This is a genomic window from Paenibacillus sp. NPDC058367, assembly GCF_042723305.1.
GTDB lineage: Bacteria > Bacillota > Bacilli > Paenibacillales > Paenibacillaceae > Paenibacillus_AQ.
The window spans coordinates 72,937-95,120 of record NZ_JBHXIZ010000002.1 but is presented as its reverse complement, the minus strand read 5'-3'; the positions used below and the strand labels follow the sequence as shown (position 1 = coordinate 95,120).

Below are 22,184 nucleotides of genomic sequence, written 5' to 3'. Positions count from 1 at the left end.
CCCCGTTTTAATAACTACTCAGTAACGCTTGGAGAATACGCCATGCAATACTGCTCTAATGTACTGTTGGGTAAGGGGATAACCTTAACTGTGCGGAACTGATAATGCTCATAGATGGGAAGATTACTTAGCGTCTGTGTCTCTAACGTGCATAATGCATTCTTCTCACAGCATTCGGCAAGCAGCGGCTTCAAGATCTTCGATACATAGCCTTGTCCACGGTAACGTTCTTGCACTACAAGCATATCCAAATGCATATACTTCTGATCTCCAAACATCGATAACCATAAGGAGCTCATACTGCGCAAAGTGGCTAACCCTCGAATAAATCCTCGCACACCAATGATACGGCAAATCGGTAAACACTTGAGAATCGCTAGCCCAATTTGTTTCATATAGTTGACGTTCGAAATCAATGTCCCGCTCTGACGCTCCGAATGGAACACCAAGGCGACAGCTTCATAATTTGTTGACGTCGTTAGTAAATCCGAATAAGGATACAACATCTCAATATAACGATGAAAAAAAATGTTTAATACGCGGAGTCTGGTTGTTTCATCAGGCAAAATATGCTGATACAGTGGATCATCCTTTGCGAAGGCTTCTGCCAGAACGCTGGCGGCTTTCGGAATGTCCTGCCGATGAATTTTAATTAATGAACTACAAATAGTTCCACCTCATTTAGTTTACTTTCGCGATAGGCTCGGTTAGTGAACAAGCCATTCAAGAATATTATAACTGGTTCAGTCAAGCCCTCATTTAAGGCGATGAACTTCGATATGGCACGATGGTTCTATTGTCATTTCTTCATTGAATGAGATATGATTAAAAAGATTACAAAAATACTGGGAGGAAAAATGGAAGATATTATACTGTGGCTTAAATACTTGTTTCTAGGGTTTGTTCAAGGGGCAACTGAGCCAATCCCCGTTTCCTCGAGCGGCCATTTAATCATCGCGCAGAAATTGCTAGGCTTAAAACAGAATGGGCTATCCTTTGAAATCCTGACAAATACGGCTTCTCTAATTGCGATTTGCTTTATTTTCCGCAAAGATATCGGAAGATTGATCACTGGATTCGTTCAATTTATTCTGACCCGCAAAGAGGAATATAAGTCAGATTTTATGTTCTCTTTGTACATTATCATTGGCACCATGCCTGCGGTTATCGTAGCCTTGTTCTTTAAGGACCAAATTGAGGAGATCTTCTCGTCAGTACACACCGTGTCCATCGCCTTGCTGGTAACCGGGGTTGCTTTATGGTTAATTCGTAATCTTCGCGGTCGTAAACAAGATGGGGATTTAAAAGCGAAGGATGCAGTCATAGTCGGACTTGCCCAAGCTGTAGCTCTTATTCCCGGGATAAGTCGCTCAGGCGCAACGGTCATCTCTTCCATTGCTGTGGGAATGAAGCAAGAAACTGCTTTACGCTTTTCTTTTATGCTGTATATTCCAATCAGTCTGGGCGGACTTGTTATGGGGGCATCTGATATTGCCAGTGACCCGAACCGAGCGCAACTAGCAATTCCATACTTAATTGCATTTATTACTACACTAGTCGTTACGTATTTTTCTATGCGCTGGTTTATGGGGATTATGGCTAAAGGTAATTTGAAGTACTTCTCTTATTACTGCTTCTTGGCTGGGATACTACTCCTTATCTTCATGTAAGTACATGATTTAAAACAAAAGCCCTTATGACAATCTCTGGGATTACAGAGAGCATGAGGGCTTTTCATCCTATTTTAACAGGGATATTACTTCACCACTCGACCTAATCTTGCCGATCCTAGGAAAAATCGTTTTACACACATAGTCATGCTCTTCTTTCGTAGAAGCAGTCATTGCATCTTCCACAAAAACTTGGTTGTAACCAAGCTGATAAGCTTCTCTAGCTGTCGTATCCACACCTATGGATGTAGAAATACCACACAAGACAATTGTATCTATACCACGACGCCGTAGCTGTAAATCAAGATCCGTTCCGAAGAATGCCCCCCACTGACGTTTAGATATCACATGTGCGTTTTTGAAGTCAGATAATTCAGGTACCAAGGTATCCCAACCTTCTGGAATGGATCCTGCATTCATCTTCAGATCTGTTTGCGGTCTTAACATATCCTGTCCATCTAACGAGGATACTCTTACAAGTACTACAAACGCCCCCTTTTCCGTGAAGGCTTGAACTAAACTGCTGCCCTTCTGAACCACCTGCTCACCTGTATGTGGAGCCTTATTAGGCATGTTAACAATTCCATTTTGCAAATCGATTACAACCAGCGCCGTTTTCTTTGCATCAATACATTCAGTTTCTGATCTCTTTAAGTCTTCCATTGTCTTCTCTCCCATTTAAGCTTAGTTTTTTATACACTTTAAAATAAACCCAGCCTGCATTTATCAATAGCAAAACACTCGTAATAAAGAATACATCTCGGATCCCAAACCAGGCTGCCACTTGCCCACCTAGAACCGAACCCGCAAATGTGCCAAGATAACCTGCCGACATGTTAAATCCAAACACTCTTCCTGTAAGCGCATCTGGTGTTATTTTCTTAACGAGGATATTCACAGAAGGTATTAACCCACCTGCCGCTAATCCTAGTAGAAAACGCAGACCCATTAACTGCCAAGGATTCTGAACAAACGCTTGTGGGATAAACAGAAGTCCTGCCGCTATAAGCGCAACTAGTATAACTTTTTGAGCACCTATTCGGTCAGACAACTTGCCAAGCCTTGGAGCAGCAATGATGTTAGCCAGCCCTGAAGCTGAGAAGGTCATCCCTGCAAGCAGAGCCACATGACTAGCACTCTTGGAGAGCTGAGTAACATATACCGTAATAATTGGTTCTACAGAGTATAAAGCAACAGTTAGAATAAAGAAGGTTACAAACAAGGTTAGCGTTAGGCTCTTCTCTGGAACACTGCTCCAGACCTCCTTGATACTTAGCGTCTTTTTATCTTCACGATGAAAAGATTCCTTCACGAACAAAGCGGTAGTAATGAAGGCAACCAGCATCAGTCCACCCGTAACAAAAAATGAACTTTGTAAACCCATGCTCTCTGCAATGAAACCACCAATCGTTGGGCCAAGTAAAGCTCCAGCAATACTGGCTGTTGAAAGAGTTCCTAAAGCATATCCTGCATGTTCCTTATCCGTCTGAGTCGCGATTAATGTAGTACAAGCTGTACTATAACCCGTTATTGTACCCTGTAATAATCTTAGTGCAATTAATACATACACATTAGGCGCAAACCCCATACAGCTGATCACAATCGCCATCCCAAGACTTGCCCGCAAAAGCATTGGTTTCCGTCCGAACCTGTCTGCCGCCAGCCCCCAAATGGGTGAAAATATGGCTGAAACGATAAAGGTAATCCCAAAAGCAATGCCAGAAAACTGAGCAACGGAATCGGCATTGTCCACGCCAAGATGCTTAATGTAAAGTGGCAATACTGGCGCAATCTGGCTCATACCTACACCCGTTACAAACATACCAAACCAGCAAACGATCAAATTCCTTTTCCACATGGACATAAAAAAGCCTTCTTTCTGCTAACAATAACAACCTCATATTAACAGTCAGATTGGCTCTATACCATGCATTATTCTAAACTCCATGGACATTTTTGCTCTGAAATTCCGAAGGGCTGATGCCTGTCATTCTTTTAAAAATTCTGCTGAAATAAAATTCATCCGTAAATCCAAGGGTTTGCGCAACCGCTTTGATTTTTATGTCCCCTTCAAGAATCAGCTCTTTCGCTTTATCAATTTTCATTTTATTAAAAAACTCAATGATCGAATAACCTGTAATCTCTTTGAATGCTCTCGATAAATAAGCAGGTGAAAGCTGTACCAAATCTGACAATTCGCTCAAGCTAACTTTCTCATTGATCTTTTGATGCATATAATTAATAATTTTTTCCACCTTTAATGAAGTGGAGTAATTTTGACTTTGTTTTTGTGTATTTTGAGCAATTGCAATGATAAGCTGCTGTAACAAAGTCTTCGCTACAAATTCATACCCTGGCAGCTTAGTATTCCAGCTCTGAATCATTTGTCCGAAGATATCTTCCACTTGATAATAATCCTTCAATTCGGATACAGCTTGCAAATGGAGTGAATCCACATCACCACTAATTCCCCAGTTCTCCTCGTTCATGCTCACCTTCGCATAGTTGAAATGAACGGACAGAAAGCATAAGGGATCTTCAGCATCTATCTCTATTGAATGCTTAACATCTGGAGAAATATAGAATAACATACCAGCTTTAAACGAATGTCGTTTTCGCTCCATCATAAAGCTGCCCTTCCCTCCAGTCACTAAGAGAAGTTCATGATGCTGAAGGGTTCTAACGAGCTTGCTCCAATTTCTCTTGGGGTCGTTGAAGTATCTGTAATTACAATATAGTATGTGGAAAAATAGATTATTTATATTCATAAAAGCCCTGTCCAAATGTCCACCGAACGTTCGATCGGATCGTATTCAACGTCATATCCGAACGTTTCGGATATGAATCGGAGGGGAACATAGGTCGAGTAACCGTATAGATGAGGTGGGCTATTCATCTGCACAGCTTGTCCATTAATGTAGGCTGTATGATCGTCGATGGTCATCTTCAGAGAAAGTCCATTTTTTTCAGCGGTAATCGTGCGAGTTGCCTTGTTCCATTCTACCCTGGCTCCAAATAACTCAAAGAGATAACGCATGGGCACTTCTGAAATACCATTCACAATGTTTAGCGGCGGTGCTGATAGAAGTGGCATATCATCAATATTCAACTGATACAGGAATGGGCTTGTCTTAAAGGTCCATTTTTTCACTAGCGTTTCGCCACCAGATTGAAATGAAACCTCCGCGGTATACTCCCGATCCCCCCTCAACTGACGCTGCGCTGTTAATACATACCCGTAACCAGAATTGAGTTTCTTCACACTAAGCGGGATACTAATGTGGCGGTTGCCTGCCTGTGTGCTTAGTTTAGCCTTTATGTCCGCTACATCCCGTAGACTACTAAAGACCGTAAGTGTTGTAGCTTCTCCTTGAATTAACTGCTGTGCATTCATTTTGTAAATGTTGCCTGACCACACTCGCGTCATTCCATCATAAGGAAATAAGCTCGCAGTCGCTGGTGTAGTCATTACGCCTTCTGACTTCACAGCACCAACAATCACGGTAGACTTACCCACTCGTGCAATGCCAATAGAAGCAACTGCCGGGGTCAGCATCACTTCCCTGCATCATGCATAACTGCTAGCTCGTTAATCTCTGAAGCCATATCAAATTCATCATAGGCCCGCTCTTTCATATATACGGTTTCCATAATCTCCGTTACTTCTCCGCTTAAACCCGACGTTAACACTCTCTCTTTAGGCGTTTGTTGGGTAAAGAACTCACGACCTTTCACTTCTATAGATAAATCGCCTTCAGACTTTATTGTAAAATTAGCATTAGCATAGCGAGCATGATTAATCGCCGCCTTAACGAGGGCAGGATCAAGTTTCACTTCATCCAACCCCATTTGTTGCCGAATTTTATTAATTGAAGCTAGTGCTTTTAGTTGCTCCGCACTACTAGTTCCGTCAAACAATACTTTTGCGGCTTGTACCTTTGTGACATCAATCAATGGAGTGATTGCCATAAGCAGCAAGACGCCTATAAGTATCCATCTTTTACGCATAGTTCCCCTCCTCAAAATTCCATATCTTGTTAGACGACATTCTTCCAGAAAGGTTTCTGTAAAGCAGTTCAAAAACACAAAACAAACCACCCCGTAAATGAACTTCACCTCAATGGTTAGACACACAATCAGAGGCGTATTTCATTATAGAGTGGCTTCTCTGTGATCTCTTATGGTTTCTGAATAAACAGTTGTGTCCAATAATGTTGATATTGACTAGTCGCAGTTCCCCCTACATAACCAACCCCAATATCCGTAAAGCGAGGATCCAAAATATTAGCCCTATGACCAGTACTATTCATCCACGTTCTCATTACTGCTTCAGGTGTTGCTTGGCCCGCCGCGATATTTTCTGCATAAGCACGCCACTCCACTCCAAATCGATCTAGCATTTGAGAGGGGGTACCATAAGTTGGAGAGGTATGACTAAAATAGTTATTATCCCTCATATCTCTTGATTTCAAAACCGCAAGATCAGTTAGCCGCGTATTTAGAGTTAAGGCAGCGATTCCTCTACTCGTACGTTCTTCGTTGACTAATCTAAAAACTTGCAATTCAAATGCGTTAGCTTGTCTAATATGAGTCCTTGACTTCCCTACTCTTTTCGTTCCGGAACTACGTTTCGTTTTTATTCCTTTACTCAAAGAACTTTTGACTCTTCTTATTGAAGATATTCTTTGCTTCATGATTTTCCCTCCTACACTGTATTTACAACAATATATTGTGGAAGAGGTCTTCACGCTTGTACCAAAGTCTATAATTCTACTATAAATTTTGTTAATCCTATGTACTTGATTTCTCTTTGACTTGACATGTATGTGTTACTTTATGTTAATATAAACAAATCATAAACGTTGATATATCATCTATTTTTCTAATTAGGAGAGATCATATGGATTCCAAAGACCCGCTAGGGTTAGTTATTCGAGATTTACACTTAGAAATAGCCAATTATTTAACAAAATTGCTTGCACCCGTTCGGCTTGCGCCTGAACAACATTTACTTATGGCTTTGTTGCTTGAGAAAGAAGGTCTATCTCAGAACGAGATTGCTAATAAACTTGGGAAGGATAAAGCCAGTGTTGCCCGAATGATCGCTAGCTTAGAGAACAAGGGGTACATTCATAAAGTACCAAGTACGCAAGACCGTCGTTCGGTAAATGTTTTTGTCACAGACGAAGGCAGGAAATTAGAGACTATAATCAATGAGGTGACGATCAAATTAAACGAAATTATAGCGACAGGATTCTCTCCTGCGGAGTACTCAGCGCTAACAACTTTGTTAACTCGTGTGCAGAATAATGTAAGAGAGGCATAAATGTATATCCTCTGCCCTATAGTTGACATATCATCTATTCTTCAAAAATAATACGAATCCATTTCTGAAAAGAGGTTTATCCCTATCATGGAATCAACAGCAGCTGTTCAAGTTAAACGTCCCGCCCTAATGGCCTTCTCCCTTATGCTAGGAGCATTCGTCGGACTATTTAGTGAAACTGCCTTAAATATGGCTTTTACCAACTTAATGGATGAATTTTCAATCAACGCCTCAACGGTTCAATGGCTAACCACAGGATATTTACTTGTATTAGGTATCCTCGTTCCGATATCCGCCCTATTAATGCAATGGTTTACCACTAGACAATTATTCACAGCATCCTTGTTATTATCTATCATTGGTACTTTAATTGCTGCCCTCTCCCCCAATTTCACCTCCTTATTAATTGCGCGTTTAGTGCAAGCCTTGGGAACTGGTTTATTGCTGCCCCTAATGACGAACATTATTCTAATAATTTTCCCTGCACATAAACGTGGAACTGTCATGGGGATGATGGGACTTGTTATTATGTGCGCACCGGCCATCGGGCCAACTTTGTCTGGTTTGATCGTGGATCATTTGGGCTGGGAGTTTATCTTTTGGACAAGTTTACCTTTATTATTATTTACATTTGGATTCGGATTAACATTTATCAAAAATGTAGCCAAAATCTCTAAACCTAAAATAGATATTTTATCCATTCTACTTTCTACTTTCGGATTTGGTGGCATCGTATTTGGATTTAGCAACATCGCTGATCATGCTTTAAGTGAAATCATTGTCTATCTGCCTCTTATCGTTGGTGTCATCAGCTTAATTCTGTTTGTATTAAGACAGTTTAAGTTGGAAACGCCGATGCTAAATTTACGAGTGTTTAAATATCCTATGTTTACAATAGGTCTGATAATGGTCTTTTTAGGAATGATGATCATTTTATCCTCTGCCATTTTATTACCGTTATATTTAAAAGGAGGTTTATTGTTATCAGCTACAGCTGCAGGAATTCTACTCCTTCCAGGGAGTGTGATTAACGGAGCTATGGCTCCAGTTACGGGTAGAATATTTGATAAATTCGGTCCAAAATTATTGCTGCCGCTTGGATTCTCCATCGCAACCATTGCAGGTTTTCTATTTACAAGCAATTCTACTGAAACCAGTAACCTGACCTTTATTTTAATACACTGCGCTATGTTTATCGGATTAGCTATGGTCATTATGCCCGCTCAAACCAATGGCTTAAATCAGTTACCCGTGAAATACTATCCGGATGGGGCTGCTGTTATGAACACACTTCAACAAATCGCAGGTGCTCTTGGTACAACGTTCGCCGTTACACTAATGTCTAGCGGACAAACACGATTCGCGAATACACATCCAACTGCTGCACAGCCTGAAATTTTAACCGCAGGAATTACACATGCATACTTATTTATCGCAGCAATTGCAGTTATCGGATTAATTTTATCGTTATTTGTGAAGCGTATTAGAGTTTATTAATTTTAATCAAAAAAAGACAGTGGACACGAGCTGTCCGCTGTCTATATTTTAATCAATAGTTTTTTCATAAAATACTAAAGTTAACTTATCATTAATTTGCTTTGTTTCTTCTGTTCGTTTATATCCTACCTTTTCATATAAATAGCAGTTCCTCTGCTCTTGCTCAATACTATCCAGCTCCCATTTTTTCGCGTCATTATATCTCTGTTCAATGATTGCAAAAACCTGCTGGGCGATCCCCATCCCCTGGTATTCTGGCATAATAAATATAGGGCTGACACGGTAAGTATTGTTTTCCTTTTTAACGATTCGGACACCGCCCACAACAATATCAGAATTCTTAATCATAAAATAATCTGTAAAAGACTGATTAATTCGATCTATCATTTTTTCTACGGACTCATTGGCAGGGCTGGTTTCATAATCCTTATATTTCTCCAGTAATGGCATAAAGGCTTTGACTTGCATTTGATGAATAAATTCCGCATCACTTACGTCTGCTTTACATAAAGAAATCCCCATAAAGATGTACCTCCATTAAAATATATTACTATTAACAAGGTTTATGGTTTGTTTTTAGGTATGATATAGAGTGATCCGTCTTCCTTGTATTCAGCATAAGCAATGTCCTCAACGCATTGATAGCCATGCTCCCTGATCCATTCCTGGATCTGTATCTTATTCATCGGTCTGCCACGCATCGAATCTTCCAGCAGCCTACCTTTATCAATAACTGTAATGGAAAAAGAGGAAGACTGCTCCGATTGCTCCTCTTCAGACTTGCGCATAATCGACAGTGAGCCATTCGTTTCGAGCAGAGCATACTTCACTTCACTTAGAGAAAAAATATTTTGCTGCCGCAGCATAAACAGCAGTTGGGTAAACTCAATATCGTATTTCTCCATCAAATCCTGATTCACTTTGCCATCGTCAATAAGCAACACCGTCCGGCCTTCCGCCATGTTCCCGAACTTCACAAAATGGGTCGTTGCCTTTTCAAACAAATAAGACAAAGTGGTCCAGATGAAAAGCGCAAACAGCAGATGCCAGATCTTCACCTCATTATCATATATCGTATTCCCTACAATCTCACTTAAAATCAATGATGACAGGAAATCAAGTGGCGTCAATTGACTAAGCGTCTTGCGGCCAGTAATAAAGGTAATGATCCACAAACCAAAGAAACTAATGATCAGTTTGACACCTATAGTTACAAATATCTCCATTGCTGCACCTCCAGATGGGACTTCGCACAGGGTCGTTGCCCTTATGACACGAAATCCATTCATGAAAGGTATTACACACTCCTAGTGGGGGATAAACAGCAAACGAGACGCTCTGCAACTTGCCCTTATGTTGGAATGGTGATAATGAACGTTGTGCCTTTGCCTTTTTCACTATCAACTTCAACAATGCCCTTCACTTTATCAATGGTACTGTAGACCATAAGCATCCCCAGTCCCGTGCCTTCAGCTTTGGTCGAATAATACGGTTTACCGAGACGCGATATTTCTTCCTTTGTCATTCCAATGCCAGTATCGCGAATACTGATAATAATATTTTGTTTTTTTTCCGAAATATCGATGAACAGCGTACCACCGTCCTTTTCCTTCATGGCTTCGATTCCGTTTTTATATAGATTAATAAGACATTGCTGTATTTGGTTCCGATCATAATTTTTGAATAGCGAATTTTTAAAATTAAATTTGACCTCTACTTTGTGCATAGTGGCATAAGGCATGATGATATTCTTAGTATATTCTGCCTCCTCCTGCATGTTGGAATAAACCATATTATCGGATTGCGGCTTAGCAAATGAAAGATAGTCACTCACGATTTTTTCAGCCCTCTGTAATTCTAATAGAGATAACTCTACGTACTGTTTCTCCTCCTTTGTGATCGTCTTCGATTTATTCAGCAGTTGCAAAAAACCGCTGGTCACTGTAAGCGGGTTTCTGATTTCATGTGATACACTTGCCGCTAGCTCGCTCACGACATTTAATCTTTCAGATTGCATAATTCGGTCGCGATTCTTAATATTAGTAATAATCTTTTCTATTAAGATCATATTGATACACATCACCCCGACATGCGTCGTAAAGGCATTTAAGGTGAGAAACCAATATTCCCGATTTAAACTCCCCTGTGTAAAACCTAATATAATTAGGTAAAATCCCATTGTCAGAAAAGAAATTATTGTTGCCGCGATGATGCGACTTTTCGAATCTAGTTTTAAGAACCTTTTACTATATAGAGGAACCAGGATTAGGATTGAAGTGGCGAAAAGAAAGGATTGTAACGTACCCTCTCCCCCCACATAGAATCGATAGATATTTAAAAGGATATATAGCGGTAGAACGTTCTTGTATCCACCAAAAAGAGCCACAATGATAAACGGGATATATCTCAAATCAAAAATAAAGCCCATATCGAGTTTAAAAGGTTTCGCTATGCAGAGACACATGGTCACTGCCGACAGTAGAACTAGAATCTTACTATTATAAGCAAAAGCACGATTCTCAAAGAAAAGTAGAAAAATTAAGATTGGAAACAATAAAAACAAGAAATTTAAAAGCAAAGTCTCAAACAAGGGATAACTTCCTTTCAGCCTAGTGTTGCTTAAAATACAGCGTACTGGAAAAATACGCTAAAATAATATTATAAGTAAAGTTCCCCTTATTAACTATGTATTTCTCAACCATTTTTAAAATAATAAAAAAAAGCACCTGACGGCGTCCTTGGAGGTAAAGTTACAAGCTGAGTACATCCGTAATTCCATACTCGTATCCGTGTGAGGTTTCGCTTACCAACCGTATAGCCTTTATTTCGATGAAATAAGCACATATATTAGGGACGGGCCATATTGCACTTATTCCCTAATAACAAGCCCATTCCGGGTGAATCAGGGCGAATAACGGCGCTGGCTCGTTTATGTTACCGGCGGCACATTGTATTCGGTTTTTCGCATACATTTAGCTCGTTACGTTACCGGCGGCACATTGTATTCGGTTTTTCGCTTACATTTGGCTCGTTTACGTTACCGGCGGCACATTGTATTCGATTTTTCGCATACATTTAGCTCGTTACGTTACCGGCGGCACATTGTATTCGGTTTTTCGCTTACATTTGCCCGTAAGCTCGACTAAAACATGCATTTCGGAGGATATAAGATCCACTCGGTCCGTTCTACATCCCAAAGAGGCGTGTGCTTAATAAAAAACAGGGCTCCCCATGGCCAACAGTTGAATATAGGACCATCCATTGAATTTGTTTCACATTTCTCCGCAGTCTCAAAATTTTACAAATTCTATTATTTCAAAAAACATCCAATGGATGCTTTAATGATGCGATGATATTCTTACTCGTAATTTATTTAACGAATCGAATTATGATTATTTTGTCTTTTGTAAACCTCTTATTACGATCGATACAAGCAATATTCCTAAACATCCCCCTGTAATAGGCGAAACCACAAGAATACCAATTATATTCCTGCTCGAACTAAAAAGTAACTTCATACTAGTTACTGCTATCGCTACAACAACTACTGATGTCCAGAAAATATTTTTTTGTATTGTTGTAACTGTTGGTATCATTGTTACCGTTTCTCGATGTCGATACAACGACCTAACTATGATCCAAGTTACCATGAGTAATCCGAATATAGAAAACGAATGCTGCAATATTTTATAAAGAGTGAAATTATAAATCACTATATCCCTTAATGGGGGAAATTGTTCTACAAAGTAACCATTGAAATGTGTAAAACCATCGATGAACACGTGAGTAAAGAAACCAATAATCACAGATATGATGAACACTACCCAGCCCTTAGAGGTCAATCTCCACTTGCTCAAGGTATTGTACGCTCGTTGATCTATATTATAGTTCGAAGGAAGATGCAATATTAATATCTCCTTAACTATAAAATGGAAAATTAGTGCAATAATCACACATAGGGGAATTTCCTGTAAAAATAATCCTGTTATAGAATGCCCTATACTGTGATGGGGCTCAAGCATAATAAAATATTCAAAATCAGGTGACATACTTCCTAGAATCAAGCCGGTAGCACTAAAGTATTTTGGGTTCACATATTTAAAAGGAAGTGCAAAAATAGGATGAGCAAAAGTGAAAGGCATAACAACTCTCCTAGTGTTTATTATATTTTTTTAGCAACAAAGGTTATACAATCTGTTGACAGTTTTACGGGGTGGCCTTTTCTATCAATTTCATATTCTATTTGTTTTACAAATCGTTGTTTAACTTCCCATCCAGTGTACTGCTGAACTAATAAATCAATCATTCTTTCTGTAGGTATATTCACTTCAAACATCGGGTCTAGTTCTTGTCCATTTTCAAGGTTTACCTCTTGTATGTTCGATCCGATAATAATGCAATTAATTCCATTTCTTTTAGTTCCAATAATCATTTCGTTAAGTTTACTTTCCAGAGCTTTTTCCGAACTTATATGTTCCAAGGCAGATACAGCTAAGATAATGTCATATTCCTCTTGATCGATAATGAAATATTCAATGTCAGATAGTCTTGTTACAATAAATGGTTCGACTCCAAATTTTCGACTATAACCTTCCAATTTTTCTATGGCCGACTCCAATAAATCAACACAAACTACCTTCCCATTTCTATTTTTCATGGATTCCGCTATGGGGATACTATTTCTACCAATCCCAGCTCCTAAATCTAATACACTTAAGTATTCTTGATCTCTGTATTCTTCTAATAGATCGATTACCGTTTTTACGGGTCTATGTAACCAGGAACCTGGCTCGAACAAATTATAACTATCGTAACACAAGTCATGATATCTCTTCTCTTCAGTTCTTATATTCGCTACTCTGTCCATTTCACACCTCGAGCTTTCCTTATTACATATTTCAACTAAGCATTGTACTGCGTTCAAATAAAACCTAAAATACTACATATATAGGTTTTATTAATATTACACACTATGAACCCCCTATGATAATGAAGGAGATGGTTAACGTAGAGCCTACTCATCTACCACATCATAGCTATATCCACGCGACGGAGCTAGCTATTCAATACATGAAGGAGCATCTTGATGAAGAAGTAACTTCAGAGCAACTCGCTCATCTAGTCGGTTATAGCGCCTATCACTTCACTAGAATATTTAAGAAGGTAACGGGAATTTCACCACGCCAATACTTGTCCGCCTTGCGGATTGAATCTGGTAAACAAGCGCTGCTGAAACAACCTTCGTTGCTAACGAAGATTATGCTCTCGATAGGCTTCCGAAGTGCCGGCTCCTTCCATCATCGGTTCAAGCAATTCGTCGGCCTATCACCTAAGAAGTTTGCAGCCACTTCGTCTGAGTTATTCTCCCATATGAATCAATATGAACACACACCCTTAACATCTGATACATTGCCATCCTCACCACAAATGTGCATTCACTGTCAACTAGAGACACCACCGGATTTTCGCGGTCTATTATTTGTAGGTTTATTTCCACGCCCCATTCCCGATCAGAAACCCATCGTCGGTACTGCGCTCAATATGCGCAATCACGAATGCATATTTACTGATATCTCACCTGGTACGTATTACATACTTGCAGCAGGTATTCCATGGAGTCGTAATCCTGTTGACTATTTTAAGTTAGATACATGTTTGCGAGGGAAATTTGATGAACCTGTTGAAGTGAATATTACAACGAAGTTGCACGTACACATCCTCTTAAGAGATCCTCTCCCGCATGATCCACCAATCGTCGTTAATTTGCCGCTGTTATTGTTTGAGAAATTTAACCGAAAGCGAGCAAACTAGAAGACTTTACAAGCTGATTAATCACATATACTTAATCAAATTGACAGTAATCTTCCTGATAAGAGGTGACCAGATGAGTCTAGTATCACAAATCGTCGTTAACAGTAATCTATAATTGGTATGGAAGGCATGGACTGAAGCGGATCGTCTATCGGAATGGTTTGCACCAGAAGTATTAGTCGAATTGAAGGAAGGGAGGTGAAATTGAAAGCTCTTTCCGATGGTACACTTGTTACGATATGTCATTCGGGATGGACAGAATCTGAACCCTCACAAACCGCTAGAAGCTGGCATGAGCAGGCTTGGGCACAGATGCTTTCAAGTCTTAAGAGCAAGTTAGAGGCAGGTCAAGGAATATTGTGCTGTCAATAAATGATCCTATCCCTTGTTTGTGCACGTATTCTAACCTATTGGAGGAATAATTGTATGCCTAATATCAGTGTTATTTCTATTAACATAGCAGATATGACTGTTGCCATTGATTTCTATTGTAATAAATTAGGATTCGAAATCTCCACCCAATATGATGATTGCCTTATTAGCTTGAAGCACGAACCTATCCCGATTGTACTCTGTCAAGTGGAGCTCAATACTCAAGTTCAGTATCCAAGAGAATCACAAGTTGTAATTGGACTCCAAGTCGAGGACCTAGTCGCTTCTATTCAGCAATATAAGCTGCTTGGTATCAAAGTGCTATACGATGAACCTCGCGAGTGTCCTCCAGGCATCTATAGCGCCATTGTAGATCCGTTTGGCAATGTAATTGAACTGTTGGAATATAGATAATTAGTATAAACCGTTACTAGCATTTTCGAGTAGCAGTTTCTCTCATTGCTATGAGACATCGATCAATACATGGGAGCCAGTTCCATCTCCGATACGTGAATTGTGATTTGATACTGCTTCAAAGTAACGATGATTTCACAAAACGGTTCGAAATCTCCAAGTAAAAAGCAAATCAAAGTCGTAATACGGTTGTTAGCTCTTCTTCAATAATTTCGCCGCTGTCACGGAAACCGAAGCTTTCATAGAGCCTTTTAGCGGACAAGTTATCAGCCTTATAAGAAATCCAGCAATATTGTGCGGGGCCTGCCGGTAAAGTGCGGATAAATTCTAAAATTCTTGTCATGGCTTCTCGGCCGTAGCCCTGATTCTGGTATCGTTTATCAATCATTAGTCGCAAGATACAATAGCTATCATTTACAAAGGATGGCACTTCATATCCAGTAATACCATAAGTCATCATCACAAAACCAACCGGCTCTTCATCCTCGTAAATCGCAAACGGAAATGGATGACCACCATTAGTTACAAGGACATAACACGAAGCCATGCTTGATAAATTGGACGCTACGAAGCGACGTTGATCGTCTGAAACCTCCAAATTGAAAATGGCACGTCGGTTTTCTAGTGTAATCTTTCTGAGAGTAATCATGCTGGGCTTCTCCCTTCATATCTGAATTATTGAGTTTGGATATTATATCATAAATTTCCATGTTTTGTAGCGATAGTCTGCCCACTAGCTAAAAAAGGCTACCGTTCAATCGGTAGCCAAGATGAAGTACTTATGTCTTTTATTTTCCTAGAAATCCACCTTCAGACTTTATCACTTGCCCTGTAATCCACTGCGAATCATCACTCGCTAAGAAACTAATGCCTCTAGCTGCATCTTCTGGCAAACCGATTCTTCCCATTGGAAACATAGGTAAAAAATGAGTTTTCATCTCATCCGTTATCCACCCGGAATCCGTAGGACCCGGATCAAAACCATTGACTGTGATATGAAGCGGAGCTAAACCAACAGAAAGAGGTTCAATTAATCCAATTAATGCACCCTTTGTCAATATATAAGCCAGGTTATCAGGGTCAGGCCCTTTAGAAACCATAAAAATAATTCTACCTGGAGTCCCCTTTGAATGATTCTTTTCGAATCTTCTGGCAAATTCAGTACTGAGTAAAACCGTGCCACGATTGTTCACTACATAGTGTTGATCTAACGAAGTGATGCTCAGGGTCTGATAATTCGTGGGCACGCAATAAGCTGCATTGTTAATCAAAATGGAAGCATTTCCTAAAGTTTGTTCTACGTGATCCATAATCTTTATTGAGATTTCAGGATTGGAAAAATCCGCTTCCATATGACTCGCCCTGACTCCCAAGCTTTTCAGTTCTGCACAAAGTTGCTCCGGCCATTCCTTTTCTCCACCATTCCCTTCTGATTCATCAAAAGGATGCCAATGCGTAAAGAAAATATCTGCGCCCTGGCTTGCAAGTGAACGGCATATGGCTGTTCCGATTCCTGTGGATCTGCTTGCTCCAGTAACGATTGCTATTTTATTTTTCAATGAGTTCATCTATACCATCTCCGATCATAAATTAGAAGGATAGATAGGTAGAGATCCATAGACATAAGCAGATTCAGCATCACTAAACTATAAGGGAGATAGTGTACCGTCTTATTAATTATGTGCATTAGTGTAGGAACAGTTACTGTTCTATCCTTTAACAATAGTAGCTGAAATTCTGCTTCAAACATAGATAAACTTCCAAAACTATTAATGAATTTACATCGCTTGTAAGTCATCCCTTCAGCTTCGTTCCTCTACAAGCTCTAACGCCCTGTTCTTCTCATCAAACTTACTGTTATTTGAGGAGACCTGCGCTCTTGTTGACGCATCCGGCTCGATATACAACTTGGCGCTGTTCACGGCTAACGCTGCATCCGTAAAAGCTCCGGCAATAAGATAAAGCTTGCTGCCGTAATTTGCCGTATCTCCAGCCACGAACACTCCTGGAAGATTGGTTGCCAGCTTCTCGTCCGCATTAAAATTCCAATCCTCTCTCACTAACCCCCAATCTACAATAGGACCTAAATCCCCGCGTAGCCCATGATTAATTAGGACGGCATCCACCGCAAGACGCTCCTGTTCTGTTTCATCCGTCCATTCCCCCTCCGCATTTAATGGAGCGATTGAAACAGCATCAAGACGATTGCCATTCCCATATAAATCCTTAATGGCATATGGCGTAAGAACTTGAACGTTCGATGCCTTCATCCGCCTCACATTCCGTTCCATACCACTGAATCGTTCCCGCCTGTGCACGAGCGTAACCGATGAAGCGATTCCTACTAGTTCATTAGCCCAATCGACAGCTGAATCACCGCCTCCAGAGATTAGCACTCTTTTACCGCGAAAGCTTGCCACATCCGTAACGTTATAATGGAGATTATTTTTTTCGTAATTTTCCGCTCCAGGCAGATTAAGCTTAGCAAGTTTTAGCGCACCATGGCCTATGGCCAAAATCAGCGTCCGGCTCCAATGCTGCTCTCCGGTTGCAGATGTTATACGCATCGTGCCATCAACCAATCTCTCCAACCCGGTAATTTGTTGACCCAGTACAATGGTCGGATCAAAAGTTTGAGCTTGCTGGATCATGAGCTTTGTCAGCTGCGCTGCTCGAACGGGGGCCATGCCGCCGACATCCCAGACGATCTTCTCCGGATACATTAATGTCCTTCCTCCGAGCTCCTCTCTCGCCTCAATCAGTTTCGTCTTCATGTCGCGCATTCCGCTGTAAAAGGCAGCATACAACCCCGCCGGTCCTCCACCGATTATTGTTACGTCAAAAAGCTCCAATTTCTGACCCATTCTTTGCCTCCCTCTGTTCTCATCCTTTTGAAAGAAGATCTAAATCTTCTTGCGCTTAAACAGCAGATACATGAAAAAAGGAGCTCCAATGCCTGCTGTGAACACGCCTGCCGGAACATCTAGCGGTTGAAAAAGCATTCTTCCTGCCAAATCCGCCAACAGTAGAATGATTGCACCTATTAATGCGGATACCGGGATGATCAGCTTGTAAGAATTTCCAACCAGCATTCTGGCGATATGCGGTGCCATCAATCCGATGAACGATATCGTCCCGGCTACGCCAACTGCAGCACCGGCAAGTGCAACGCTATAAAATAAGAGAATCATTCGGCTTAACTGAAGCCTGCTTCCAAGCCCGCGAGCGACATCCTCACCTAAGGATTGCACATTTAATTCCTTCGCGAGCAGTAGCGATAAAGGAATGAATACCGCTACCCATGGCCACAGCACTTCAATATAACTCCAATTGGTGCCGTAGATGCTTCCCGTCATCCAATTCAGCACTTGTGCGGCCAAATAAGCCGGCCCGCTAATTAGCAGAAACGTTGTGAGCGCGCCCATTGCCGTAGAAATGCCAATGCCGATCAGCACCAGCCGAAACGGCGACACGCCTTTTTTCCAAGCAAATACATAATTAATTGTTGTCGCAACCAACGCGCCGCCGATGGCAATGAACGGTACCCAGTGGATACTGTAGCCGGTCACGAAAGTCATGAAGGCAACCACAGCTACCGATGCCCCTCCGGTTACACCCAGCAGATCGGGCGAAGCGAGAGGATTGCGAATGACGCCCTGTAATAGCGCACCCGCTACAGCCAATGCTGCGCCAATGAGTATAGCGGCTGCTATTCGAGGCAAACGGAACTGCATAATGATCAGGTTGCTGGCTTCTGCGTTTCGCCCCGTAAGAGAAGCAAGTACCTCTTTTAATGGTACGCTAACTCCCCCAACGGATAAACTAAGGAGTGACAAGGCAGCAACGAGACAAGTTAAACCTAAAAACAACAAGAATGAATGCTTCGCTATACGCGCTTTAAGCATGCTGTTTCCTCCTAGCCACATGGATCAGAAAGGGAACGCCGATAATCGCCGTTGCGACACCAACCGGAACTTCTCTGGATTCCAGAATAAAGCGCGATGCTAAATCCGCAGTCACCAAAAGAATCGCCCCAACTAATGCGGTATAAGGAAGCAGCCATCTAAAATCATGCCCAACGATGTATCTGCATAAGTGAGGGACAATAAGTCCTATGAAAGCAATCGGACCAGCTGCTGCTACCGAGCTTCCCGCCAATAGTACAATTGCCGTAGCAGACAGCACGCGGACCAGCGTTAGACGCTGTCCCAAGCTCTTCGCGCTATCGTCTCCAATCGCCATAATATTTAACGAGCCCGAGAGTAATAGTGAGATCGTCATTCCTATTGCCATATAAGGCAGAACCATCAATAAATGCTCCAGATTTCTTCCTTCTACAGAGCCGATCATCCAGAATAAGGCAGATTCCAACGATTGCTTATTAATTAGAATAATGCCGGATGTAATTGAGGAAGCGAAAGCTGCCATACAAGCGCCGGCCAAGGTCAGCTTTACCGGCTCGAAACCGCCTCCTTGCAAGCCAAGCGTATAGACGACCACCGATGTTGCAACCGCACCTGCGAAAGCAAGCCAGACCATGCCGCTCATCGTTAACGAGGAACCGAATACGAGTAGCCCGATGACTATAAATAGCACAGCGCCCGCATTTACACCGAAGACGGAGGGCGAAGCCAGCGGATTTCTTGTCAGAACCTGCATTATCGCCCCGGCTACTGCTAAACTTGCCCCCACCAGTGCCGCAATCAGGGTTCGGGGAACACGAACCTTCGTCAGAATAAGATGTTCGTTGGAACCGTTGAATTGACTGTAAGCCAGCCATAGATCTTTCAAGCTGAATTGATGAAGACCATACAATACACTGCATAACATACTAATTAGAAGCAAAATTGCACCGACAACTAGGCCGGCGAGCTTTCGCTTGCTTAGGAAAGAACCATTCACGTCTGCACCGAGCCTCCTATTCATTGGCAGTCTTAACAACTAAACTGCCGGAATCGTCAACAAGCTGACGCGAATACAGCGCCAGCTTGTTGATTCGATACGCCTTTATTATTTCACATCAAAGTATTTAACGAGTTCGTCCAGCAACAGATTGGCTGCTTCATATCCTCCTGCCGAGTTCCAGATCGCTTCATCGACTTGAATCACCTTGTTGTTCTTTGAAACGCTCAAATTTTGGAACAACGGATCTTTTTTCCATTCCTCCACGACCTTCGATGCATCGTCCTTGCCCGGAGTCTCCGACACGAAATAGAAGAGCACATCGCCGTCCATGCTAGGAATCGTCTCTTTGGTCATCACTTCGATAAAGGAGTCTTTATCCTGCGACTCAGGCCGTGCAATTCCTAATTGGCTCAAGAGCACGCCGGAGAACGTTTGCTTTTGATAAATACGCACTTGTTTCGCGGAGAAGCGCACCACCGACACTTTCGTGTCTGCTTTGCTACCGAGCTTCGCCTTGACTTCCGCAACTCGTTTATCGAAGTCTGCCATCGCCTGCGCTCCTTCTTCCTGCTTGTTTAAAGCTTCGGAGTAGAGCTTGAAATTAATCTTCCAATCTCCTGCCAGGTCATCGGAGAATATCGTCGGAGCTATCTGCTTTAATTGGTCGTAGATTTTCTCTTGTCTGACCTTATTACCGATAATCAGATCCGGCTTGAGGCTCGCGATCAATTCAATATTCGGCTGAAGCTCGTCTCCCACAACCGTAACGCCTTCCATGTCTTTCTTGATATGGTCGTACCAAGGGTCACCAATCCAAGACTGAACGGCTCCGACCGGTTTGATGCCCAGTGCCAAAAGTGCCTCTGTTCCTTCATTGGTCAATATGACAACACGTTCAGGGGCGCCGGTAAGCGTTTCTTCCCCCATCGCATGCTTAATCACTCTTGTGTCATTGCTTACATCCGTCGACGGACTCGCAGCTGGACTTGCGGAAGTTGCAACATTATTAGTAGAAGTGCTGTTGCTTGTCGGTGTGACATTCGTTCCCCCTGTCGAGCATGCACTCAAAAAGAGAACGAAACAAAATAATAAGGTTGCTGCCATTGTTGTTCTTGACTTACGATACATCGGTATTTCCCCTTCTCTTTTATATTGATAATGATTCTCAAACTCATTACCAATATAACGTTGCTGCCTTCTAGCAACAATGGGAGATCTGAACACGAAGGATGGATTATTTCGACGCTGCTCCTGTTGCAACGCTGCTTCTTTAAAGCTGGTGGGAGAAACACCCTCGTATTTCTTGAAGATACGGCTGAAATAATAGCTGTCAGTATAGCCTACACTCTCGGCAATTTCCTTCAGCGTGAAATCTGTGGATAGAAGCAACTGCTTCGCTTTGCTCATCCGCAATTGAATCAAATAATCGATCGGGCTCGTTCTCACTTGCTTCTTAAAGGCGTGCAGTAGCTGTCTGGAGCTGCAACTAAGGTGTTCAAGCAGCGTCTCAAGCGTTATCGGCTCCCGATAGCGTTCATGAATATAACGAACCGCTTGGGCCACCAAGTCTGGCTTAACGGCTATGATATTCTGGCGTTCCATCTGCTCTAGAATTTCATAAACCATTTGATAAAATATCGCTTTAACTTGAAGCTTATTGAGTAGATCTGAACGATGCCACTCCTTGCTCATGGAGGTGACATGATGGAAAACGGAAATCGGATAATGGGGCTTAAATACATATTGCATTTGAAACGGATTGTGCTTATCCATCAGCTTGATCGTTTCTTGACGGGATGGTAGTGCTAGTACTGCTTTATACAAAATAATATAGTATTCCAGCAGCTCATCTGCCGTAATATCAAGGTAGAGACCCTTGCCCCCATGGAGCAAGGAAAACCGGCTGACGCGGTGTGCTATGCCGTCCAGTTGGAGATGTGCGCTACCTCTAGTCACATATAAGAAGACGCTTGAGGGCATTCTGTACGCATGCAGCTCCTCGCCTTGTTCCATTCTTGTATGTCGTATATCTATGATCTTGATGAATGCCTGATTCCATAGCAAAGCTTGATCATTCAATGTCACTGTCTTGCGCTCCCCCTTCTCTATCACTCCATGTTGAGAGATTTATACCCCCATCATATATGATAATGATTATCATTTACAATGATATTCGCAGAACTATTTTC

General features: G+C 41.6%; 25 protein-coding genes. 7 read left to right on the top strand and 18 right to left on the bottom strand.

The annotated features are described in order from the left end of the window. Window positions 1-14 precede the first annotated feature (14 nt). Entirely contained in the window at window positions 15-506 is a 492-nt protein-coding gene (locus tag ACFWMP_RS11025; protein ID WP_081951298.1) for a GNAT family N-acetyltransferase, read from the bottom strand. Between the two features lie 351 nt (window positions 507-857). Here ACFWMP_RS11025 and ACFWMP_RS11020 point away from each other — a divergent pair, with 351 nt between their 5' ends. Beyond that, window positions 858-1,670 (top strand): undecaprenyl-diphosphate phosphatase, encoded by an 813-nt coding sequence (locus ACFWMP_RS11020; RefSeq protein WP_339265921.1) that lies wholly within the window; start codon window positions 858-860, stop codon window positions 1,668-1,670. A gap of 69 nt (window positions 1,671-1,739) precedes the next feature. On the opposite strand, the gene ACFWMP_RS11015 is transcribed toward ACFWMP_RS11020, so the two are convergent. The 6 genes from ACFWMP_RS11015 to ACFWMP_RS10990 form a co-directional block, all read right to left on the bottom strand. Further along, window positions 1,740-2,333: a hydrolase gene (locus ACFWMP_RS11015; RefSeq protein ID WP_339265923.1), complete on the bottom strand. Its 594-nt coding sequence runs from the start codon at window positions 2,331-2,333 to the stop codon at window positions 1,740-1,742. Further along, window positions 2,305-3,534, bottom strand: a complete 1,230-nt coding sequence (locus ACFWMP_RS11010; protein ID WP_042189792.1) for a multidrug efflux MFS transporter — start codon at window positions 3,532-3,534, stop codon at window positions 2,305-2,307. Before ACFWMP_RS11010 ends, ACFWMP_RS11015 begins: the two co-directional genes overlap by 29 nt. Window positions 3,535-3,607: 73 nt before the next feature. Further along, window positions 3,608-4,438: an AraC family transcriptional regulator gene (locus tag ACFWMP_RS11005; RefSeq protein WP_042189794.1), complete on the bottom strand. Its 831-nt coding sequence runs from the start codon at window positions 4,436-4,438 to the stop codon at window positions 3,608-3,610. Then, the gene (locus ACFWMP_RS11000) at window positions 4,435-5,226 is read right to left on the bottom strand and encodes a copper amine oxidase N-terminal domain-containing protein (RefSeq protein WP_379423707.1); all 792 of its coding nucleotides are present in this window, start codon (window positions 5,224-5,226) and stop codon (window positions 4,435-4,437) included. The genes ACFWMP_RS11005 and ACFWMP_RS11000 overlap by 4 nt, the downstream gene beginning before the upstream one ends. Then, entirely contained in the window at window positions 5,226-5,678 is a 453-nt protein-coding gene (locus ACFWMP_RS10995; RefSeq protein WP_379423706.1) for a CAP domain-containing protein, read from the bottom strand. The genes ACFWMP_RS11000 and ACFWMP_RS10995 overlap by 1 nt, the downstream gene beginning before the upstream one ends. A 170-nt stretch (window positions 5,679-5,848) precedes the next feature. Continuing rightward, window positions 5,849-6,364, bottom strand: coding sequence for a CAP domain-containing protein (locus ACFWMP_RS10990; protein ID WP_379423705.1), 516 nt, complete (start codon window positions 6,362-6,364; stop codon window positions 5,849-5,851). A 206-nt stretch (window positions 6,365-6,570) separates the two neighbouring features. Here ACFWMP_RS10990 and ACFWMP_RS10985 point away from each other — a divergent pair, with 206 nt between their 5' ends. Then, complete coding sequence (locus tag ACFWMP_RS10985) at window positions 6,571-6,996, top strand: MarR family winged helix-turn-helix transcriptional regulator (protein WP_042189798.1); 426 nt, start codon at window positions 6,571-6,573, stop codon at window positions 6,994-6,996. Window positions 6,997-7,083: 87 nt separating this feature from the next. Then, window positions 7,084-8,493 (top strand): MDR family MFS transporter, encoded by a 1,410-nt coding sequence (locus ACFWMP_RS10980; protein WP_042189800.1) that lies wholly within the window; start codon window positions 7,084-7,086, stop codon window positions 8,491-8,493. A 48-nt stretch (window positions 8,494-8,541) separates the two neighbouring features. Here ACFWMP_RS10980 and ACFWMP_RS10975 read toward each other — a convergent pair whose 3' ends face one another. The 5 genes from ACFWMP_RS10975 to ACFWMP_RS10955 form a co-directional block, all read right to left on the bottom strand. Further along, window positions 8,542-9,015 (bottom strand): GNAT family N-acetyltransferase, encoded by a 474-nt coding sequence (locus tag ACFWMP_RS10975; protein ID WP_042189801.1) that lies wholly within the window; start codon window positions 9,013-9,015, stop codon window positions 8,542-8,544. Window positions 9,016-9,056: 41 nt separating this feature from the next. Further along, window positions 9,057-9,719: a DUF421 domain-containing protein gene (locus ACFWMP_RS10970; protein WP_379423704.1), complete on the bottom strand. Its 663-nt coding sequence runs from the start codon at window positions 9,717-9,719 to the stop codon at window positions 9,057-9,059. A 125-nt stretch (window positions 9,720-9,844) separates the two neighbouring features. Next, window positions 9,845-10,561: an ATP-binding protein gene (locus ACFWMP_RS10965; RefSeq protein ID WP_379423703.1), complete on the bottom strand. Its 717-nt coding sequence runs from the start codon at window positions 10,559-10,561 to the stop codon at window positions 9,845-9,847. Window positions 10,562-11,885: 1,324 nt separating this feature from the next. Then, window positions 11,886-12,635 carry a DUF4184 family protein gene (locus ACFWMP_RS10960; RefSeq protein ID WP_339242413.1) on the bottom strand — a complete coding sequence of 250 codons (750 nt, stop codon included), beginning with the start codon at window positions 12,633-12,635 and terminating at the stop codon, window positions 11,886-11,888. A gap of 20 nt (window positions 12,636-12,655) precedes the next feature. Beyond that, window positions 12,656-13,360, bottom strand: coding sequence for a class I SAM-dependent methyltransferase (locus tag ACFWMP_RS10955; RefSeq protein WP_379423702.1), 705 nt, complete (start codon window positions 13,358-13,360; stop codon window positions 12,656-12,658). 122 nt (window positions 13,361-13,482) lie between these two features. On the opposite strand from ACFWMP_RS10955, the gene ACFWMP_RS10950 reads away from it, so the two are divergent. From ACFWMP_RS10950 to ACFWMP_RS10935, 4 genes are all read left to right on the top strand, one after another. Further along, entirely contained in the window at window positions 13,483-14,304 is an 822-nt protein-coding gene (locus ACFWMP_RS10950) for a helix-turn-helix domain-containing protein (RefSeq protein ID WP_379423701.1), read from the top strand. A 115-nt stretch (window positions 14,305-14,419) separates the two neighbouring features. Further along, window positions 14,420-14,506 (top strand): hypothetical protein, encoded by an 87-nt coding sequence (locus ACFWMP_RS10945; RefSeq protein WP_379424298.1) that lies wholly within the window; start codon window positions 14,420-14,422, stop codon window positions 14,504-14,506. Window positions 14,507-14,508: 2 nt separating this feature from the next. Beyond that, window positions 14,509-14,676, top strand: a complete 168-nt coding sequence (locus ACFWMP_RS10940; RefSeq protein WP_379423700.1) for an SRPBCC family protein — start codon at window positions 14,509-14,511, stop codon at window positions 14,674-14,676. 54 nt (window positions 14,677-14,730) lie between these two features. After that, window positions 14,731-15,090, top strand: a complete 360-nt coding sequence (locus tag ACFWMP_RS10935) for a VOC family protein (RefSeq protein WP_042189812.1) — start codon at window positions 14,731-14,733, stop codon at window positions 15,088-15,090. Window positions 15,091-15,262: 172 nt separating this feature from the next. Here ACFWMP_RS10935 and ACFWMP_RS10930 read toward each other — a convergent pair whose 3' ends face one another. The 6 genes from ACFWMP_RS10930 to ACFWMP_RS10905 all read right to left on the bottom strand — a co-directional run bounded on the left by ACFWMP_RS10930 (window position 15,263) and on the right by ACFWMP_RS10905 (window position 22,080). Next, on the bottom strand, window positions 15,263-15,739 hold the full coding sequence (locus ACFWMP_RS10930; RefSeq protein ID WP_339265942.1) for a GNAT family N-acetyltransferase: 477 nt from the start codon (window positions 15,737-15,739) through the stop codon (window positions 15,263-15,265). A gap of 139 nt (window positions 15,740-15,878) precedes the next feature. Continuing rightward, complete coding sequence (locus tag ACFWMP_RS10925) at window positions 15,879-16,658, bottom strand: SDR family oxidoreductase (protein WP_379423699.1); 780 nt, start codon at window positions 16,656-16,658, stop codon at window positions 15,879-15,881. Window positions 16,659-16,892: 234 nt separating this feature from the next. Continuing rightward, entirely contained in the window at window positions 16,893-17,954 is a 1,062-nt protein-coding gene (locus ACFWMP_RS10920) for an NAD(P)/FAD-dependent oxidoreductase (protein ID WP_379423698.1), read from the bottom strand. 39 nt (window positions 17,955-17,993) lie between these two features. Next, a complete protein-coding gene (locus tag ACFWMP_RS10915) occupies window positions 17,994-18,995 on the bottom strand; it encodes a FecCD family ABC transporter permease (RefSeq protein WP_339797167.1) in 1,002 nt (333 codons plus the stop codon). Beyond that, window positions 18,988-20,016 carry a FecCD family ABC transporter permease gene (locus ACFWMP_RS10910; RefSeq protein ID WP_379423697.1) on the bottom strand — a complete coding sequence of 343 codons (1,029 nt, stop codon included), beginning with the start codon at window positions 20,014-20,016 and terminating at the stop codon, window positions 18,988-18,990. The genes ACFWMP_RS10915 and ACFWMP_RS10910 overlap by 8 nt, the downstream gene beginning before the upstream one ends. Window positions 20,017-20,100: 84 nt before the next feature. Next, entirely contained in the window at window positions 20,101-22,080 is a 1,980-nt protein-coding gene (locus ACFWMP_RS10905) for an ABC transporter substrate-binding protein (RefSeq protein ID WP_379423696.1), read from the bottom strand. Window positions 22,081-22,184 lie beyond the last annotated feature (104 nt).

Excerpts from the sequence above, each read along its gene's own strand:
- ACFWMP_RS11020 (WP_339265921.1), top strand. The coding sequence starts at position 858 with ATGGAAGATATTATACTGTGGCTTAAATACTTGTTTCTAGGGTTTGTT.
- ACFWMP_RS10915 (WP_339797167.1), bottom strand. The coding sequence starts at position 18,995 with ATGCTTAAAGCGCGTATAGCGAAGCATTCATTCTTGTTGTTTTTAGGT.
- ACFWMP_RS10990 (WP_379423705.1), bottom strand. The coding sequence starts at position 6,364 with ATGAAGCAAAGAATATCTTCAATAAGAAGAGTCAAAAGTTCTTTGAGT.
- ACFWMP_RS10985 (WP_042189798.1), top strand. The coding sequence starts at position 6,571 with ATGGATTCCAAAGACCCGCTAGGGTTAGTTATTCGAGATTTACACTTA.
- ACFWMP_RS10920 (WP_379423698.1), bottom strand. The coding sequence starts at position 17,954 with ATGGGTCAGAAATTGGAGCTTTTTGACGTAACAATAATCGGTGGAGGA.
- ACFWMP_RS10960 (WP_339242413.1), bottom strand. The coding sequence starts at position 12,635 with ATGCCTTTCACTTTTGCTCATCCTATTTTTGCACTTCCTTTTAAATAT.
- ACFWMP_RS11015 (WP_339265923.1), bottom strand. The coding sequence starts at position 2,333 with ATGGAAGACTTAAAGAGATCAGAAACTGAATGTATTGATGCAAAGAAA.
- ACFWMP_RS10930 (WP_339265942.1), bottom strand. The coding sequence starts at position 15,739 with ATGATTACTCTCAGAAAGATTACACTAGAAAACCGACGTGCCATTTTC.
- ACFWMP_RS10975 (WP_042189801.1), bottom strand. The coding sequence starts at position 9,015 with ATGGGGATTTCTTTATGTAAAGCAGACGTAAGTGATGCGGAATTTATT.
- ACFWMP_RS10965 (WP_379423703.1), bottom strand. The coding sequence starts at position 10,561 with ATGATCTTAATAGAAAAGATTATTACTAATATTAAGAATCGCGACCGA.
- ACFWMP_RS10935 (WP_042189812.1), top strand. The coding sequence starts at position 14,731 with ATGCCTAATATCAGTGTTATTTCTATTAACATAGCAGATATGACTGTT.
- ACFWMP_RS11010 (WP_042189792.1), bottom strand. The coding sequence starts at position 3,534 with ATGTCCATGTGGAAAAGGAATTTGATCGTTTGCTGGTTTGGTATGTTT.
- ACFWMP_RS10925 (WP_379423699.1), bottom strand. The coding sequence starts at position 16,658 with ATGAACTCATTGAAAAATAAAATAGCAATCGTTACTGGAGCAAGCAGA.
- ACFWMP_RS11025 (WP_081951298.1), bottom strand. The coding sequence starts at position 506 with ATGTTGTATCCTTATTCGGATTTACTAACGACGTCAACAAATTATGAA.
- ACFWMP_RS11000 (WP_379423707.1), bottom strand. The coding sequence starts at position 5,226 with ATGCTGACCCCGGCAGTTGCTTCTATTGGCATTGCACGAGTGGGTAAG.
- ACFWMP_RS10910 (WP_379423697.1), bottom strand. The coding sequence starts at position 20,016 with ATGAATAGGAGGCTCGGTGCAGACGTGAATGGTTCTTTCCTAAGCAAG.
- ACFWMP_RS10970 (WP_379423704.1), bottom strand. The coding sequence starts at position 9,719 with ATGGAGATATTTGTAACTATAGGTGTCAAACTGATCATTAGTTTCTTT.
- ACFWMP_RS10995 (WP_379423706.1), bottom strand. The coding sequence starts at position 5,678 with ATGCGTAAAAGATGGATACTTATAGGCGTCTTGCTGCTTATGGCAATC.
- ACFWMP_RS10980 (WP_042189800.1), top strand. The coding sequence starts at position 7,084 with ATGGAATCAACAGCAGCTGTTCAAGTTAAACGTCCCGCCCTAATGGCC.
- ACFWMP_RS11005 (WP_042189794.1), bottom strand. The coding sequence starts at position 4,438 with ATGAATATAAATAATCTATTTTTCCACATACTATATTGTAATTACAGA.
- ACFWMP_RS10950 (WP_379423701.1), top strand. The coding sequence starts at position 13,483 with ATGAAGGAGATGGTTAACGTAGAGCCTACTCATCTACCACATCATAGC.
- ACFWMP_RS10955 (WP_379423702.1), bottom strand. The coding sequence starts at position 13,360 with ATGGACAGAGTAGCGAATATAAGAACTGAAGAGAAGAGATATCATGAC.